This is a genomic window from Sulfitobacter delicatus (genome assembly GCF_900102535.1).
Taxonomy (GTDB): domain Bacteria; phylum Pseudomonadota; class Alphaproteobacteria; order Rhodobacterales; family Rhodobacteraceae; genus Sulfitobacter; species Sulfitobacter delicatus.
Map to the genome: position 1 here is coordinate 481541 of NZ_FNBP01000002.1, position 16366 is coordinate 497906.

16 protein-coding genes are annotated in these 16366 nt (G+C 63.8%); 6 read left to right on the plus strand and 10 right to left on the minus strand.

The window, feature by feature from the left end:
* Positions 1–51: 51 nt before the first annotated feature.
* The 5 genes from ptsP to BLS57_RS05590 all read right to left on the minus strand — a co-directional run bounded on the left by ptsP (position 52) and on the right by BLS57_RS05590 (position 5446).
* Positions 52–2295 (minus strand): phosphoenolpyruvate--protein phosphotransferase, encoded by a 2244-nt coding sequence (ptsP, locus tag BLS57_RS05570; RefSeq protein WP_093739983.1) that lies wholly within the window; start codon positions 2293–2295, stop codon positions 52–54.
* A 179-nt stretch (positions 2296–2474) separates the two neighbouring features.
* Positions 2475–3713 carry an aspartate kinase gene (locus BLS57_RS05575; protein WP_093739985.1) on the minus strand — a complete coding sequence of 413 codons (1239 nt, stop codon included), beginning with the start codon at positions 3711–3713 and terminating at the stop codon, positions 2475–2477.
* Positions 3714–3793: 80 nt separating this feature from the next.
* Entirely contained in the window at positions 3794–4438 is a 645-nt protein-coding gene (locus tag BLS57_RS05580; protein ID WP_093739987.1) for an SDR family NAD(P)-dependent oxidoreductase, read from the minus strand.
* Between the two features lie 11 nt (positions 4439–4449).
* Positions 4450–4914, minus strand: coding sequence for a DUF1178 family protein (locus tag BLS57_RS05585; protein WP_093739989.1), 465 nt, complete (start codon positions 4912–4914; stop codon positions 4450–4452).
* A 52-nt stretch (positions 4915–4966) separates the two neighbouring features.
* Positions 4967–5446 carry an NUDIX hydrolase gene (locus tag BLS57_RS05590; protein WP_093739991.1) on the minus strand — a complete coding sequence of 160 codons (480 nt, stop codon included), beginning with the start codon at positions 5444–5446 and terminating at the stop codon, positions 4967–4969.
* 93 nt (positions 5447–5539) lie between these two features.
* Here BLS57_RS05590 and modA point away from each other — a divergent pair, with 93 nt between their 5' ends.
* Genes modA through modC form a run of 3 tightly spaced genes read left to right on the plus strand, consistent with a single transcriptional unit; the run spans position 5540 to position 8044 of the window.
* Entirely contained in the window at positions 5540–6277 is a 738-nt protein-coding gene (gene modA, locus BLS57_RS05595) for a molybdate ABC transporter substrate-binding protein (RefSeq protein WP_093739993.1), read from the plus strand.
* A complete protein-coding gene (gene modB, locus BLS57_RS05600; RefSeq protein WP_093739995.1) occupies positions 6267–6959 on the plus strand; it encodes a molybdate ABC transporter permease subunit in 693 nt (230 codons plus the stop codon). The genes modA and modB overlap by 11 nt, the downstream gene beginning before the upstream one ends.
* A complete protein-coding gene (gene modC / locus BLS57_RS05605) occupies positions 6959–8044 on the plus strand; it encodes a molybdenum ABC transporter ATP-binding protein (protein WP_425274329.1) in 1086 nt (361 codons plus the stop codon). Before modB ends, modC begins: the two co-directional genes overlap by 1 nt.
* 57 nt (positions 8045–8101) lie before the next feature.
* Here the strand turns inward: modC and BLS57_RS05610 are convergent, their stop codons facing one another.
* Positions 8102–8869: an EcsC family protein gene (locus tag BLS57_RS05610; protein WP_093739999.1), complete on the minus strand. Its 768-nt coding sequence runs from the start codon at positions 8867–8869 to the stop codon at positions 8102–8104.
* Positions 8870–8919: 50 nt separating this feature from the next.
* Positions 8920–9399 (minus strand): GNAT family N-acetyltransferase, encoded by a 480-nt coding sequence (locus BLS57_RS05615; protein WP_093740358.1) that lies wholly within the window; start codon positions 9397–9399, stop codon positions 8920–8922.
* A gap of 105 nt (positions 9400–9504) precedes the next feature.
* On the opposite strand from BLS57_RS05615, the gene BLS57_RS05620 reads away from it, so the two are divergent.
* Positions 9505–10110 carry a flavin reductase family protein gene (locus BLS57_RS05620; RefSeq protein WP_093740001.1) on the plus strand — a complete coding sequence of 202 codons (606 nt, stop codon included), beginning with the start codon at positions 9505–9507 and terminating at the stop codon, positions 10108–10110.
* A gap of 216 nt (positions 10111–10326) precedes the next feature.
* Here BLS57_RS05620 and BLS57_RS05625 read toward each other — a convergent pair whose 3' ends face one another.
* Entirely contained in the window at positions 10327–11958 is a 1632-nt protein-coding gene (locus tag BLS57_RS05625; RefSeq protein WP_093740003.1) for a SulP family inorganic anion transporter, read from the minus strand.
* A gap of 125 nt (positions 11959–12083) precedes the next feature.
* Positions 12084–13175 carry a glycosyltransferase family 2 protein gene (locus BLS57_RS05630; protein ID WP_167356376.1) on the minus strand — a complete coding sequence of 364 codons (1092 nt, stop codon included), beginning with the start codon at positions 13173–13175 and terminating at the stop codon, positions 12084–12086.
* Positions 13176–13343: 168 nt separating this feature from the next.
* Between BLS57_RS05630 and BLS57_RS05635 the strand changes: the two genes are divergently transcribed.
* Together BLS57_RS05635 and BLS57_RS05640 are read left to right on the plus strand one after the other, a co-directional pair.
* Positions 13344–14216: an S-methyl-5'-thioadenosine phosphorylase gene (locus BLS57_RS05635; RefSeq protein ID WP_093740007.1), complete on the plus strand. Its 873-nt coding sequence runs from the start codon at positions 13344–13346 to the stop codon at positions 14214–14216.
* A gap of 159 nt (positions 14217–14375) precedes the next feature.
* Positions 14376–14906 carry an adenine phosphoribosyltransferase gene (locus BLS57_RS05640; RefSeq protein WP_093740009.1) on the plus strand — a complete coding sequence of 177 codons (531 nt, stop codon included), beginning with the start codon at positions 14376–14378 and terminating at the stop codon, positions 14904–14906.
* Positions 14907–14909: 3 nt separating this feature from the next.
* Here the strand turns inward: BLS57_RS05640 and BLS57_RS05645 are convergent, their stop codons facing one another.
* Positions 14910–16325: an FAD-binding oxidoreductase gene (locus BLS57_RS05645; protein WP_093740011.1), complete on the minus strand. Its 1416-nt coding sequence runs from the start codon at positions 16323–16325 to the stop codon at positions 14910–14912.
* Between the last annotated feature and the right edge of the window lie 41 nt (positions 16326–16366).

Here is a 16366-nt window from a genome sequence, read left to right on the forward strand (position 1 = left end):
CGCGAGGGACAGCGTCCCTCGTTCGCCGCCCCGCGGCGACCCTGCCTCGCCTCAGGTCTGGTGCTGCTGCCGCACGTAATCCATCACCGCCCCGCGCACCGACATCTCGCCCCGCTCGCGCGCGGCGTGGATCACCTCGCGCACGTCATCAAGGTTACAACGCCGCAACAGGCTTTTGACCGGCCCGATGGAGGCGGGACGCATCGACAGCGTGTTCAACCCGATCGCCGCGAAACACAGCGCCTCGACCGGGCGGCCTGCGTCTTCGCCGCAGAAGGACAGCGCCGTGCCGGTCTCCGCGCAGCGATCTACGATGCCTTCGAGGAAGGTCAGGAACGACACATTCAGCGTGTCATAGCGCTTGCGCACGCGCTCGTTTTCACGGTCGGCGGCAAAGAAGAACTGTTTGAGGTCATTGCCCCCAATCGACAAAAACTCGACCTCTTCAAAGAATTTCTTCGGCGCAAAGGCGAGGCTGGGCGTCTCCAGCATCGCGCCGATTTCGAGTTTTTCGGGCAGTTGATGGCCAAGGATACGCTCGCGCTCCATCGCCTTGTCCATCTCGGCCCGCGCGGCGCGGAACTCTTCGAATTGCGCGACAAAGGGGAACATCACAGACAAAGGGCGGCCCGCAGCGGCACGGATCAGCGCCTGTAGCTGCATCCGCATCACGCCGGGCTTGTCGAGCCCCACCCGAATCGCGCGCCAGCCGAGCGCGGGGTTCGGCTCGTCATTGGGCTTCATATAGGGCAGCACCTTGTCCGACCCGATGTCGAGCGTGCGGAAGATCACTTTCTTGCCGTGCGCCGCGTCCAGCACGCGGGCATAAAGTGCCGCCAGTTCGGTCCGGCGCGGCATCTGGTTGCGGACGAGGAATTGCAATTCGGTGCGGAACAGCCCCACCCCTTCGGCCCCCGAGCCTTCGAGCGAGGGCAGATCGGCCATCAGACCCGCATTCATCTGCAGGCTGATAATGCGTCCGCATTTTGTCTCAGCCGGTTTGTCGCGGATCGAGGCGTAGCGTTCCTGCGCCGCGGCCTGCATGGCGATTTTGTCGCGAAAGGCGGCGGCGACGGTTTCATCCGGGCGCAGATGCACGACACCCTGTTCGCCGTCGATCATAATGTGGTCGCCGTTCAAGGCGTCGTTGGTGATGCGGTTGGAGTGCACGATCAGCGGGATCGCCAGCGCGCGGGCCACGATGGCCGCGTGGCTCCCGACCGAGCCGCCTTCGAGCACGATGCCGCGCAGCGACCGGCCATAGTCCAGCAATTCCGCCGGGCCAATATTGCGCGCCACAAGGATCGGGTCGACCGGCATTTCGGCGCCGGTGTTGCTGCCCTGACCAGTAAGGTTGCGCAGCAAACGGTTCGACAGGTCGTCGAGGTCAGACAGGCGTTCGCGCAGGTAGGCGTCGCTGACCTGTCCCAGCCGGGCGCGGGCCATGGACTGTTCTTTTTCTACCGCCGCTTCGGCGCTCAGCCCGCTTTGAATATCCTCTACCATGCGCCGCATCCAGCCTTTGGAATTGGCGAACATGCGGTAGGCTTCGAGCACCTGTTGCTGCTCTTTGTCGGCGGTGAGGTTCAGCAGTTGATCCACGCTCACGCGGAGTTGCTCGACCGCTTCGGTCAGACGCTCGGTCTCGCGCTCGGGATCATCGGCAATGGGGTTCGAGACGACCACGCGAGGCTCATGCAGCCAGACATGGCCCTCGGCCACACCCTCCTGCGCCACGGTGCCGCGGAACAAAACCGGCTGGCTGTGACGCGCGGACATGGCCGCACCCTCGCCCACAAAAGCGCCAAGCTCAGCCATTTCGGCCAGCACCATAGCCACGACTTCCAGCGCATAAACCTCGTCCGCCGAGAATTCCCGCGCCTGTTTGGACTGGACGACCAAGACACCAAGGGTCTCGCCCAGACGCTGCACCGGGACGCCGAGGAAAGAGGAATAAATCTCCTCCCCGGTTTCGGGCATAAAGCGGAAGCCGGTGGCCTGAGGCGCATTCGGCGTGTTGATGACCGAGCGGCGTTTGGCGACGCGGCCAACCAGACCTTCGCCCAGCTTCATCCGTGTTTCATGGACCGCAGCGGCATTCAGACCTTCGGTGGCACAAAGCTCCAGCGTGTCTTCATCGCGGAACAGATAGATCGAGCAGACCTCGCAGCCCATGGAGTTGGCGATCAGATGAGTGATCTTATCCAGCCGCGCTTGCCCCGCGACATCGCCCGCCATGGCATCGCGTAGACGCCCCAGCAGCTTTCGGCTTTCTGTTTCAACACGTTCGGCCATTGGATCAGTCCCTGTCCCTCTGGTTCAGGGTTTAGCGCACTCACGCAAAGATAGAAACGCAATTTGCGGAAAACCGGTTCGGGCGCGCGCGGCGCTCCGAAGATTGCGGCTTTTCCCGGCAGCTTGCCGCCGAGGGGAGCCGGTCCGAAGCCGCTGCGGCCCCGGACCAGCGGCGTGGTTCAAGCGGCTTTGTCGAGCTCAAACGCGTCGTGCAGCGCTTGCACGGCCAGTTCCATATACTTGCGGTCAATCAGCACGCTGATCTTAATCTCAGACGTGGTGATGACCTTGATGTTGATGCCTTCATCCGACAGCACCTTGAACATCTTGGCGGCAACGCCTGTGTGGCTGCGCATCCCAATGCCCACGACCGAGACCTTGGCCACGCCTTTGTCAGCCACCAGCTCTTGATAGTTGATGACCCCATCTTCATGGGCCTTTTGCATCGCCTTTTCGGCGCGGATCACCTGATCGACGGGGCAAGACCACGTCATATCGGTGCGCCCCTCTTCCGAGATGTTCTGCACGATCATATCGACGTTAACCCCCGCCTCGCTGAGCGCGGTAAAGATCGTCGCCGCGATGCCGGGACGGTCGGCCACGGACATCAGTGTCAGTTTCGCTTCATCACGGGAAAACGCGACCCCGGCCACCACATTGCTTTCCATGATTTCCTCCTCATCGCAGACGAGCGTACCAGCGCTGTCCGATTGTTCCTCGAAACTGCTGAGCACCCGCAGCTTGACCTTATACCGCATCGCCAGTTCGACCGAGCGGGTTTGCAAGACTTTCGCCCCAAGCGAGGCCAGTTCCAGCATTTCCTCAAACGAAATCTTGTCCAGTTTGCGCGCCTTAGCCTCGACCCGTGGGTCGGTGGTATAGACACCGTCGACGTCCGTATAAATGTCACAGCGTTCCGCGCCAAAGGCCGCGGCAAAGGCAACGGCGGTCGTGTCCGACCCGCCCCGGCCCAACGTGGTGATCCGGCCCTGCGGGCTGATGCCCTGGAACCCCGCGACCACGGCGACCTTCATGCCTTCGCCGAATTTGGCGGTGATGTTGTCGGTGGGAATCTCTTCGATCCGGGCAGCGGAATGCGCATCGGTGGTGCGCACCGGCACCTGCCAGCCTTGCCAAGACCGTGCGGGGACGTCCATTTCCTGCAACGTCAGCGCCATCAGCCCGGCGGTAACATTCTCGCCGCTCGATACGATGGCGTCATACTCGCGCGCGTCATAAAGCGGGGAGGTCTCGTTGACGAAACCCACCAGCTTGTTGGTCTCACCCGACATGGCCGAGACGATGACGATCACGTCATAGCCTTTGGCGACCTCAACCCCCACGCGCTTCGCAGCGCGGCGGATACGGTCCAGCGTGGCGACCGAAGTCCCACCGAATTTCATAACCAGAACAGGCATTTTGTCCCCCGCGCAACAGTCCAGCGCGGTCTAAGGCCAGTGCGGGGCAAGGGCAAGCCTATTTCATTAGGCCAAGGCGATCAGAAGGGATGCGTCCGCCCGTCCCACGTCTCAAAAGCGCCGGTGTTGCCGAGGTTGAGCGCGTCGATGCGCCCCGCCAGCCCTTGGGCCGAGGCCTGCGCCGTGATGTCGCCCGACGCCCCGCCCATATCCGTCTGCACCCAGCCAGGGTGGTAGATGCCCACGGCGATGCCGTCGGGCTTCAGGTCAACCGCCAGATTGCGCCCCAGATTGATCGCCGCCGCTTTGGAGGCGCGGTAGATGTAGCTGCCGCCCGGCGCGTTGGTAGAGGCCCCCATCTGCGAAGCGATGATCGCAATCTTTGCCCACTGCGCGGCGCGAAGGTTGTCGAGCAGGCTTTGCACGGTCAGGAAAACGCCGGTGACATTGGTAGCAAAGCTCTGCGCCCAAAGGTCAGGACCGAAACCCGTTTGCAGATCATCGCCCTTGTCGAGGTAGACGCCCGCGTTGCAGATCAGCAGATCGACCGCCCGGCCTTCCAGCGTTGCCGCAAAAGCCGCGTGGCTGGCCGGGTCGGTCACATCCAGCACGGCCTCGGCCCCTGCCCCACGTGCGGTGCCGATCACCTCTTCCCCCGCAGCCTTGTACTGTGCGGCCAAAGCCGCTCCGATGCCGCGGCTTGCGCCGGTGATGACGGTGGTCATTGGCCTGTCCTTTAGGAAAGTTCGCGTTTGGGCTTGAACGGCAGCGGCATCAGCGGCACGCCTTCTTCCATCAAAGCACGGGCCTGATCGAGCCGCGCCTCGCCGTAGATCGACCGTTCGGGGCTGCGGCCCTCGTGCATATCGCGGGCCTCTTTGACGAAATTCTTGCCGACGTAGTCCGAGCTTTCCACAACCTTGCGGCGTAGGGTGGCGAGGGCCTTTTCGACTTCGCTTTGGGGTTTGGACAGCACGGGGACGGTGTCGGCGGGCTTGTCCGTTTTGGCTGGGACCGTCTGCTGCTCTGGGGCATCGCCCGAGGTCACACGCGGCGCCATGAGCGATTTGCTCACGTCGGAAGAGCCGCAGACCGCACAGCTTAGATGCCCCGCACGGGCGAGGCTGTCATAGGCCGCCGCCGACTGGAACCAACTGTCGAAACCGTGTCCGGCCTCGCATTTCAACGCATAACGGATCATTTGCCCGGTCCTTGAAACTCTACTTATTAAATGGGCTTAGGCGGCGGGGAGGTCAAGCGGATGGGCTTCGTTCTTCCGCCGGTGCCTCAGGTTCAAAGTCCCGGATCAACCCTGCCAGATCGGCATTGTCCACCAAACGTGCCGCCTTCTTGCGCGAACACCATTGGCGCTGCCGCTGGCCCCGTTCCGGGTAGTGTTTCGCCAGCGCCTTGACCTTCACCGGATAGAGCATCGCCAGACAGGGCAGCGGCCCCTGCGGCCCGGCCTTGGTATAGCTATAGCTTCCCACCGGCTGCGCGGCCGCTTTGCCCTGCACGCCCGCTTCTTCCCAAGCCTCGACCAGCGCACAGTCGGGCGGTGTTTTCCCTTCCATCGGCCAGCCTTTGGGCACGATCCAGCGCCTGCGCCCGCGTGAGGTGACGAGCAGCACTTGCAGCTTGCCCTTTTTGCGCCGCCAGCAGAGCGCTGCGAACTGTAGCCGCAACTCTCCCTTGCCCGCCCCGTTCAGCGTGATCGGCATCTGTTTTGTCATAGTTGTCTCGTTACCTGCGTTGAGCCTAGCGTGGCACCGGCCTCTTCACCATATGCGCTTGCCCCGCCCCGGCGCATCAAAGATAGTGCGGATATGAGCCGTATCGCCGTCCTTTTTAGCCTAATTTGCAGCCTCGCCGCGCCCCTGCGCGCCGGGGCGGAAACACCTGTCACGGTCTTTGCCGCCGCCAGCCTGCGCGGCGCGTTGGAGGAGATTGCCGCGGCCTTCCCCGCGCCCCTGTCCCTGGCCTATGGCGGCTCGGGCACCATGGCGCGTCAGGTGGCCGCTGGGGCGCCCGCGGATGTGGTGGTGCTGGCGAGCAGCGATTGGATGGACTGGCTGGAGGGCCAAGGGCGGTTGAGTGCAACGCCGCAGGTCATCGCCCGCAACCGTCTGGTGCTGATCGCGCCTGCGGGTGCCGCGCCGCTTTCGGAGGGTGAGATCAGTGCAAGGTTGGGCGACAGCGGGCGGCTTGCAATGGGTCAACGCGAAGCGGTGCCAGCCGGGGTCTACGCGCAGCAGTGGATGCAGCAGGCGGGGCTTTGGGACAACTTGCATGCTCGGCTGGCTGAGACCGACAACGTCCGCGCCGCGCTGGCACTGGTGGCCCGGGGCGACGCGCCCTTGGGGGTGGTCTATGCCAGTGATGCACAGGCCGAGCCAGAAGTACGGGTGGTGTTGGAGATTTCCGACGAGACGCACGACCCGATCACCTATCCCGCCGCCGCTCTGACCCCCAAGGGGGCCGCGCTGGTTGACTTCCTTTTGACCGACGAAGCACAGGCGATCCTTGTCGACCACGGTTTTCTCAAGGCTGCCCATGGCTCTTGATGCCGCCGCTTGGGACGCCTTGCTGCTGTCGCTGCGGGTGGCCAGCGTGGCGATGCTGCTGTCGCTGCCATTGGCGCTTTGGGTGGCGTGGATATTGGCGCGCAAAGAATTTCGCGGCAAAGGGCTGTTGAGCGCACTGGTACATCTGCCGCTGGTCCTGCCGCCGGTGGTGACGGGCTATCTGCTGCTCTTGGCCTTTGGCCGCAACGCGCCGCTGGGGCGGCTGTTGGAGAGCCTTGGCATCGGTCTTGCCTTTCATTGGACGGGCGCGGTGCTGGCGGCGATCATCATGGGCTTTCCGCTGATGGTCCGCGCCATGCGGCTGGCGATTGAGGCTGTCGATCCCAAGATTGAAGCCGCCGCCGCCACTCTGGGCGCGCCGCGGGTCAGCGTATTTGCCCGCGTGACCCTGCCGCTGATCCTGCCGGGCATTTTGGCGGGGGCGGTCATGGGGTTTGCCAAGGCGATGGGCGAGTTTGGGGCCACGATCACCTTTGTCGCCAATATACCCGGTCAGACCCAGACCCTGCCCAGTGCGATCTGGACCGCGCTGCAAGTGCCGGGCGGTGAGAACCGGGCACTGGCGATGGCGGCTTTGGCCGGGGTGGTGGCGCTGGTGGCGGTGCTGGTCTCTGAGGCGCTGGCGCGGCGCGTGGCCAAACGCATTTCGGGGGCGCGCTGATGCTGGAGGTCGCGCTGCACCACCGGTTCTCAGGGATAGACCTCGATCTTGAGTTCGACGCCGGCGCCGGGATTACGGCGCTTTTCGGGCGTTCGGGCGCGGGCAAAACCACGGTGATCAGCGCCGTCGCGGGGCTCCTGCGTCCCGGTGAGGGACGTGTGGTGCTGGACGACAAAGTGCTCTTCGACGCTAAGCGCGGCGTCTGGGTGCCCCCGCATCGGCGACGACTGGGCTATGTCTTTCAGGACGCGCGGCTGTTTCCCCATCTGGATGTGCGCAAGAACCTGAACTTTGGCGCACGCTATGCCCCGCGCGGAAGCACGGGTGCCGGGTTTGACGACGTGGTGGCGCTGCTGGGGCTGGAAGGGCTGCTGGACCGTGCGCCCGCCACCCTCTCTGGAGGTGAGAAGCAGCGCGTGGCGCTTGGACGGGCGCTGCTCAGCCACCCTCGGATGCTGTTGATGGACGAGCCTTTGGCCAGCCTTGATGGCCCGCGCAAACAGGAAATCCTGCCCTATCTGGAACGCCTCCGCGACGGCGATCTGCGGCTGCCGATTCTCTATGTCAGTCACGCGGTCGACGAGGTTGCGCGGCTGGCCGACCGTTTGGTGCTGCTGCAAGATGGGCGGATCAAAGCACAAGGTGCGCTGTTCGACGTGATGGCCGACCCCGCCGCCGTGCCGCTTTTGGGCGTGCGCGAAGCTGGCGCGGTGCTGGAAGCCGATGTCATCGCCCATGCCGACGATGGGCTGTCGACTCTGGCCATCAGTGCAGGTCAGTTGGAACTGCCGGGCGTGCAGGCGCCGGTGGGGGCGCGGGTGCGGCTGCGGGTTTTGGCGCAGGATGTGATCTTGTCGCGGGACCGGCCCGTGGGGCTGTCTTCGGTCAATGTCCTACCCGTGCGGGTTGAGGCGGTGCATCCGGGCGATGGGCCGGGGGCGGCGATTGCTTTGAGGGCGGGCAGCGATCGGCTGCTGGCGCGGGTGACGGCGCGGGCGGTGCAGGATTTAGGGCTGCGGGACGGGGTGGACTGCTTTGCGATTATTAAGGCGACGACCGTGGCGCCGGGAAGCATCGGGCGCTAGGCGGGGGGCCAGCCCCCCGGCCCCCCCGAAGTATTTCTGGCCAAAAAGAATATAGGGTCAGAGTTTGGGGGGTGTTTTGCCCATTTTCTGACGCAAGCGGGCGACAAGTTCTTCTTGGGGGATGTCGGCGTCGATGGCCAGTTTGCGCATGCCGAAATGCACATGGGCCATGTCCTGGTAGTAGCTCGTGTAGGCGTAGTTTGTCGCCGCACCTGCGACCGCGCCGAGGACCGGGACGGCCTGGGCGGCGAGCTTTTGGCCGAGCACCACGGCAAGGCGCGGGGCGACGCGGGCGATGACGGCGTTCATGGCGCGACCGGTGAGGGCCATGCGTACAGTGAGGAACCCCAGATCGGCGCTGTCATCCTCAGCCAGTGGGCCTGCGGCGGTGAAGACGTGGACGCAGTCGAACTGCACGTTTTCCGCGGCTGGGTCAAAACCGTGTTCGGCAGCGACGCCTTGGATTACGCGCAGGAGTAGGGTTGTCGTCACCGGCAGTTCGGCAAGCGCCGTGGGCAAGCCCCCTGCCCCGCCGGCGGCGCCCATGGCGGTGGAGACGGCTTGGTTCAGCCAGCCTTGCTGGTCTTTCACATAGCTGCGGCTGGAATGGGCGGCCTGCATAGCGTGGTTCAGGGCCTTCATCGTGGCGCCTTCGAGGTTGCGGCGCACCGGGGATGGCAAGCGGTCGATCAGCCCGTCGGCGCTGCCGCCGATGAGGTTGAGCACATGGATACCCACGCCGCCGGCCTGTTTGTAGCGGCGGGCGATGTCATCGAGCCGGGCGTCGACGTCGATGGTGCTGGGCAGGTTGCTTTCGATCTGCATGGGGGTCCCTCATTACCTTGCCCTCAATGTGGGTCGGGGTGCGGGGAAAATCAATCGCGCCAGCGGCTGACTTTCCCGGTGATGCCTGTCCACGCCTCGGGCGTGATGGCGCGGCCCAGCACGCGGGCGGGGTTTGTGGGGGGCGGCATTTCGACGTCTTGCAGCAGGGTGAAGCCGAAGCGGCTGTAGTAAGGCGCATCGCCCACCAGCATCACGCGCTCCCAGCCGAGGGGGGCGGCTTGGGCCAGAGAGGTTTCCACCAGTGCAGCGCCCAGCCCTTCGCCCTGTCGGGTCGGGTGGACGGCGACGGGGCCCAAGAGCAGCGCTTCTGCCGCGCCAATGCGGATGGGCCAATATCGGATTGCACCGGCGAGGATACCGCCGCTGTCGCGCGCGACATGGCTCAGCCCGGCCACGGGCGGCACGCCGTCACGCAGGCGGTAAGAGGACAGCGCCTCCCGCCCCGGGGCGAAACAGGTGTCATAGAGCGCCTCGACCTCCCAATGGTCATCGGGCGCCTCCGGGGTCATCTTGTAGGGGGATTGATGCAAGGCCGGGGGCTTTCGGGAGGAATTGCGGGTGGCGTTGGACGTAGCATGAGGCTAGCCATAGGTGCAAACCATCAAGGAGTGTTCATGTTTTATCGTCCCGAAGACGGCCATGGTCTGCCGCATAACCCCTTTAATGCCCTCGTCAGCCCGCGCCCGATTGGCTGGATCTCCAGCCGTGATGGGCAGGGCCGCGATAATCTGGCGCCCTATTCGTTTTTCAACGCTGTGGCCTATGTGCCGCCGCAGGTGATGTTTGCCTCGACCAGCGCCAAAGACGATGTGGATGGGACCAAGGATTCTGTAGCCAACATCCGCGAGACCGGGGTGTTTTGCGTGAACATCGTGGAATATGCCGCGCGGGATGTGATGAATGTGACCTCCGCCGGGTTGCCACATGGCACCGATGAGTTTGAGCGCGCCGGGATCGTGAAGGCGGAGTGCGAGCAGATCGCCTGTGCGCGGGTGGCGAATGCGCCGGCGAATATGGAGTGCAAGGTGACGCAGATCGTGCAGCTGCCGGGGGAGGCGAACTTTGTGGTCTTTGGCGAGGTGATCGGTGTGCATCTGCGCGATGATTGCGTGGTGGACGGGCGGTTTGACGTGACGCAGTTCCACCCGCTGTCGCGTTTGGGGTACCGTGATTATACGGCGGTGCGTGAGGTGTTTGAGTTGAAGCGGCCTGATGATTGAGGGATGAGGGCCAGCGCCTGCCCTCGGGTCGGCGAACTGACAGGTGATACTGCCACTTTATGGCTCAGCCGTGATGTGCGTTCTTGGAGGGGCGCCTAGCCTCACTAAATCGCCTACCCGTCCGGGCGGGCAGGCGATGGCCCGGCGCCTGCGGCTTGATTCCGGGCTGGAGTGGTGCAAGAGACCCGGCGCTTTCAATAAGCGCCGGGTTTTCTTTTAGTGTCCGCCCAGAACGCCGGTGCGCACGTCGTAATCGACCGCCAATTCGTAATCGGGATCATCGTCGCTATCGACCATGAGGTGTCCGGCCTTAGTTAGCAGACGGTGGCAATCTCGGCTCAAGTGGCGCAGCTGCAAACGTTTGCCCGCCGCCTCGTATTTGGCTGCCATCGCCTCAATGGCCTGCAGCGCGGATTGATCCACCACGCGGCTGTCAGCGAAGTCGACGATCACAACCTCGGGGTCATCCTCCACGTCGAACAGCTCAGAAAAGCCATCGGACGAGCCAAAGAACAACGGGCCGTGGATCTCATAGACCTTAGCGCCCTGCTCTGTTGCGGAATCGCGGGTCGAGGCATGGATGCGGCGCGCGTTGTTCCACGCATAGGCCAATGCCGAAACGATCACGCCCACGACCACCGCGACGGCAAGGTCTTCCATCACCGTGACCACAGTCACCAGCAGGATCACGAAGGCATCCATCAACGGTACTTTGCGCAGGATGGTCAGCGAGTTCCACGCGAAGGTGCCGATCACGACCATGAACATCACGCCCACTAGCGCGGCCAGCGGGATCAGTTCGATCACCGAGGAGCCGACAAGGATGAACAGCAGCAGGAACACCGCTGCCGCGATGCCGGCCACGCGGGTGCGCCCGCCGGATTTCACGTTGATCATCGACTGGCCGATCATGGCACAGCCGCCCATGCCGCCAAAAACACCGGTCACGGTATTGGCAACACCTTGGGCAATACATTCCTGGCTCGCTCCGCCGCGCTTGCCCGTCAGATCGCCCACAAGGTTCAGAGTTAGCAGCGATTCAATCAGGCCAATGGCCGCGAGGATCACTGCATAGGGCAGAATGATCTCGAAGGTCGCCCACGTCAGCGGCACCATGGGAATGTGGAACTCAGGCAGACCGCCTTGGATCGAGGCGAGATCCCCAACGCGCGGCACATCGAGGCCGAAGCCGATGACCAGAGCCGCAATCACGCCGATCCCGGCCAGCGGTGCGGGAATGAGCTTGGTAATGCGCGGGGTGATCCAGATGATCGCCATGGTCGCGGCAACCAGCGCCAGCATCAGGTAAAGCGGCTGGCCCGAGAGCCATTCACCGCCGCCCATGCCGTGGCCTGTATCAACCATCGTGCCGGGCACTTTGAACTGGCTCATCTGCGCAAGGAAAATCACAATCGCCAGACCGTTTACAAAGCCCAGCATCACCGGATGCGGCACCAGCCGGATGAACTTGCCCCATTGCATGACGCCCGCGAATATCTGCAAAAGCCCCATCAGCACCACGGTGGCAAAGAGATACTCGACCCCATGCTGCGCCACCAAGGCGACCATGACCACCGCCAGCGCGCCTGTCGCGCCGGAGATCATGCCGGGGCGGCCCCCGATCAAGGCAGTGATTAACCCGACGATGAAGGCAGCATAGAGGCCAACCAGCGGGTGCACCCCTGCGACAAAGGCAAAGGCCACCGCTTCGGGCACCAGCGCCAGCGCGACCGTCAGCCCCGAGAGCAACTCGATGCGCAGCCGCCCGATGGAAAACCCATCGTCGGGCATCCAGCGCAGGTCGGTCACATCGAGGTTCTTAGCAAAATTGTGCAGCGTGGCGCGCATAGGGGCGTCCTTTGACTATCGAGAAACGGATATTGGCGCCACCACAGGGCATGCGGGCGCTTTTGCGCAGCACCTAGAGCAGTTTTGCGCCGATTGGAAGCGTTTTGACCTTCCAACGAGCGGGTTTAAGGCGTGTGCAACAGCTTGTTGGCGGGCGTGGACGGCGCTGCGTCATCCGGCAGCCATTCGGCAATATCGGGGTTGTCGGCCACCAAGGCGCGGTCAAATGCCGCGCGGCTGAGGTTAACCTCGACCGAGAGGTTCAGCGCTGCGATGTCTCGCGCGGGGTCGATCGAATGGGTCTCGATCAACCCTAGGGCCAAGAGCCGCTCCAACTGGTCGCGCGGCACGACTTTAAGATCGTCATGCATGCGCAAAGCCCGTCTCTTGCGATGCGAAAACCGCCGCATCAGCGCAATCTGACGGGCGCGGTGACTGTCGCGCCCGGCGCCTTTGAGGAACCTTTGATCGGCCCCGGCCAGTGCCGCACGGCGCAGCTTGGCGGTCCAATGCAGGGCGGTCAGCCCGTCGAAATGCAGCAGCCGCGCGCGCAAAAGCGACCAGCCCCGCAACCGTTTACTACGCTCGGCCACCGGGCGGCGCGGGGTGTGAATACCGGGGGTCAGCGCCTGCCCGGTGCGCATGAAGCTCTTGCCTATGGGGTGGCCCAGGACCCCCCGCCGCAGATACCGCCATGCGGGTTCGAAGAAATAGCGTGCACCGCCCCAAGCATCTGGCGTCGGTCGGCGAAAGACCCCGTCAAAGAGATCCATTTGCGCTTGTCCTTCGACAAAGGCCCGCTCGCGCGGCTCGATAAGAAGGTAGTCGACCTCAGGCGGCTGTGCCTTGAGCAAAAGCGCCACATCCATATCCGCGTGCAGAAACTCATCCGTGTCGAAATGGGCAAGCCATGCGACCTCTGCGCGGCCATAGGCTTCATATGCGTTTACCAACTGCCGATGCTCCACCGCATCAGGCCGTTGGTTTTTCCGGCTCTGCCAATAAGCCTCATCACAGATCTGCATCCGGACTTGCGGGATCTCGGCCAATGCTGCCTCAAGATCGGGCTGCGGGGCATCAAGGTAGAGAAAGACTTCGCGCGCGCCCAGACCGATGTGATGGGCAACGAAGGCGAGCACGAGAGGCGTCGGTTCACGGCAAGTGCAGACTACGCCCCAATCGGACCGCGCCTGAGGGTCTGCGGGCGCATAGAACATGGATCTTCCTCTCACCCGGACGTTGATCGGCAGGGCTTCACTGCTGCCGCGCAGTTGATCCTGCTGACGCATTCGTGTCAACCGCGCCCGCTAAGGGGCTTGAAATTGAGGGTTTTCTGTGAGGTTCTATTCGCAACCCTACCCCAATCTTTAAGCCACAGGTTTCCCATGACAAACACGAAAATCGCCGTGATCGGCGGCTCCGGCATCTATGACATTAATGGGCTGCAGAACCCAGATTGGGTCACGGTTGAGACGCCATGGGGCGCGCCGTCGGATCAGGTGCTGACGGGGTCGCTCGATGGGGTCGAAATGGTGTTCTTGCCGCGCCACGGGCGGGGGCATGTGCATACGCCGACCTCGGTGCCCTACCGCGCCAATATCGATGCGCTGAAGCGGTTGGGCTGTACGGATGTGATCAGCGTCTCGGCCTGCGGGTCGTTTCGCGAGGAAATGGCGCCGGGGGATTTTGTCATCGTCGATCAGTTCATCGACCGGACGATGGCGCGGGAGAAGAGCTTTTTCGGGCCGGGCTGCGTGGCGCATGTCAGCGTGGCGCATCCGACCTGCCCGCGCCTGAGCGATGCCTGCGAGACTGCCGCGCGGGACGCGGGCATCAATGTGCATCGCGGCGGCACCTATCTGGCGATGGAGGGGCCGCAGTTCTCGACCTTGGCCGAGTCCAAGATGTACCGCGAAAGCTGGGGCGCGGATGTGATTGGCATGACCAATATGCCGGAGGCGAAATTGGCCCGCGAGGCGGAGCTTTGTTATGCTTCCGTCGCGATGATCACCGATTATGACAGCTGGCATCCGGAGCACGGGGAAGTGGATGTGACGCAGATCATCGCGACTTTGATGGGCAATGCGGACAAGGGGCGCTCGATGGTTGCGCGTCTGCCGGCGCTGTTGGGGGCCGAGCGCGCGCCCTGTCCGCATGGTTGTGACCGGGCGTTGGAGTTTGCGATCCTGACCCAGCCGGATGCGCGGGATCCGGGACTGGTGGCGAAATTGGATGCTGTGGCGGGGCGGATGCTCTGAACGCGGGTGGTGCCGTGTGGGGCTGACTGCGGACGGTATTTGAGAAAGGATGAAGGGAGGGGGGCGGTAGTCCCCCTTTTTGGTCGGGCGCGGATTGGGGTTTGCGCCGGGGGTGCGGCGCGCTATGACGGGTCGGGTTGAAATACGCGGAAGGGCGGCATGAAACAGGTTCAGGACTATATTCGCACGATTGTCGATTTCCCGCATGAGGGGATCATGTTTCGGGACGTGACGACGCTCTTTGCCGATCCGCGTGGGTTTCGCATGGCGATTGACCAGATGCTGCATCCCTATGCGGGGATCGCGATTGATAAGGTCGTCGGGCTTGAGGCCCGTGGGTTTATTCTGGGCGGGGCGATTGCGCATCAGTTGAGCGTTGGCTTTGTGCCGATCCGCAAGAAGGGCAAGCTGCCCGGTACCGTGATCAGTCAGGACTATAAGCTCGAGTATGGCGAGGCGATTGTTGAGTTGCATGATGATGCAATCGAGCCGGGCGAGAAGGTTCTGGTGGTTGACGATCTGCTGGCTACCGGCGGCACGGCGGAGGCTGGGATCAAGCTGATCGAGCGTTTAGGCGGCGAGATCGTGTCTTGCGCCTTTATCATCGATTTGCCGGAACTGGGCGGGCGCAAGCGGTTGGAAGCGCTTGGCAAAGAGGTCCATGCGCTTTGTGCCTTTGATGGGCTTTGACCTCTAACCGCGCAGGACGGCGCCGGGGTTCATGATGCCCTTCGGGTCAAGTGCTGCCTTGATGGCGCGCATGGCGGCGAGTTTGGCGGGGTCGCCGTAGCGTTCGAGGTCGTCGACTTTGATGCGGCCCACGCCGTGTTCGGCGCTGAAGGACCCGCCCAATTCATGGACAAGGTCGTGGACGAGCCGTTTGACGGCGTCGCGCTGGTCTTCGTAGTCGGCGCGGGTTTTGCCCGGCGCGGGGAAGACGTTGTAATGCAGGTTGCCGTCGCCGACGTGGCCGAAGCAGTTGATGCGGAAGTCGCCTAGGGCGTTGAGGGCTTCGGTGGCGCGGGTGATGAATTCGGGGATTGCGCCCAAAGGCACGGAGATGTCGTGGCTGGAGACCGAGCCGATCAGGCGGTTGGCTTCGGGGATGGTTTCGCGGATGGTCCAGAAGTCTTGGGCCTGTTGGGCGTTTTGCGCGATGAGGCCGTCTGAGACGAGGCCCGCTTCCAAAGCAGCAGCGAAGAGGGTTTCGAGGGCGGCGCCGGTGTCGATCTCGCCCGGCGTACCAATCTCGATCAGGACGGACCATTCGGGGGGGCTGACGAAGGGTTGCCGGGTTTTGGGCAGGGTTTCATTAAGGAAATCGTAACCTTGGCGATGCATCAATTCGAAAGCGCTGATCATTTCGCCCATGTGGTCGCGCGCCAGTGACAGCAGCGACAGCGCGGCGGCGGGGCTGTCGACCACCAGAAGCGCCGTGCCGCTGCGGGCGGGGCGGGCGTAGAGTTTGAGGGCGGCGGCGGTGATGATGCCGAGCGTGCCTTCGGCGCCGATGAGCAGGTGGCGCAGATCGTAGCCGGTGTTGTTCTTACGCAGGCGGGTGAGGCCGTGCCAGATCTGGCCGTCGGGCAGGACGGCTTCGAGGCCGAGGCAGAGGTCGCGGGCGTTGCCGTAGCGCAGCACGCCGGTGCCGCCAGCGTTGGTCGAGAGCGTGCCGCCGATGCGGGCGGTGCCTTCGGCGGCAAGCGACAGCGGGAAGAGGCGGTTGGCGTCTTCGGCTGCGGTTTGGACGTCGGCGAGGATGACACCGGCTTCGGCGACCATGACGTTCTCTTCGGGCAGCACGGCGCGGATGCGATTGAGGCGTTCGAGCGACAGGATCAGGGGCGCGGGACCGTCGCTGCTGATCTGGCCACCGACGAGGCCGGTGCCGCCGCCGTATGGGACGACAGGCACGCGGGCGGCATTGGCGGCGCGGATCAGGGTGGCAACTTGCTCGGTGTCACGCGGCAGGGCCAATAGACCGCCCTGCCCGGCATAGCGGCCTCGGGGTTCTTCGAGGTGGCGTGGCTCGGGGCTGCGCAGCATGTCATCGGGCAGCTGGGCGCGCAGGGTGTCGGCGAAGGCGGTGTCGGCGGGGTTGAGTGTCATAGTGTCTTGATCCTGCGCGAGGCGAGAGGATGCAAGGGTAA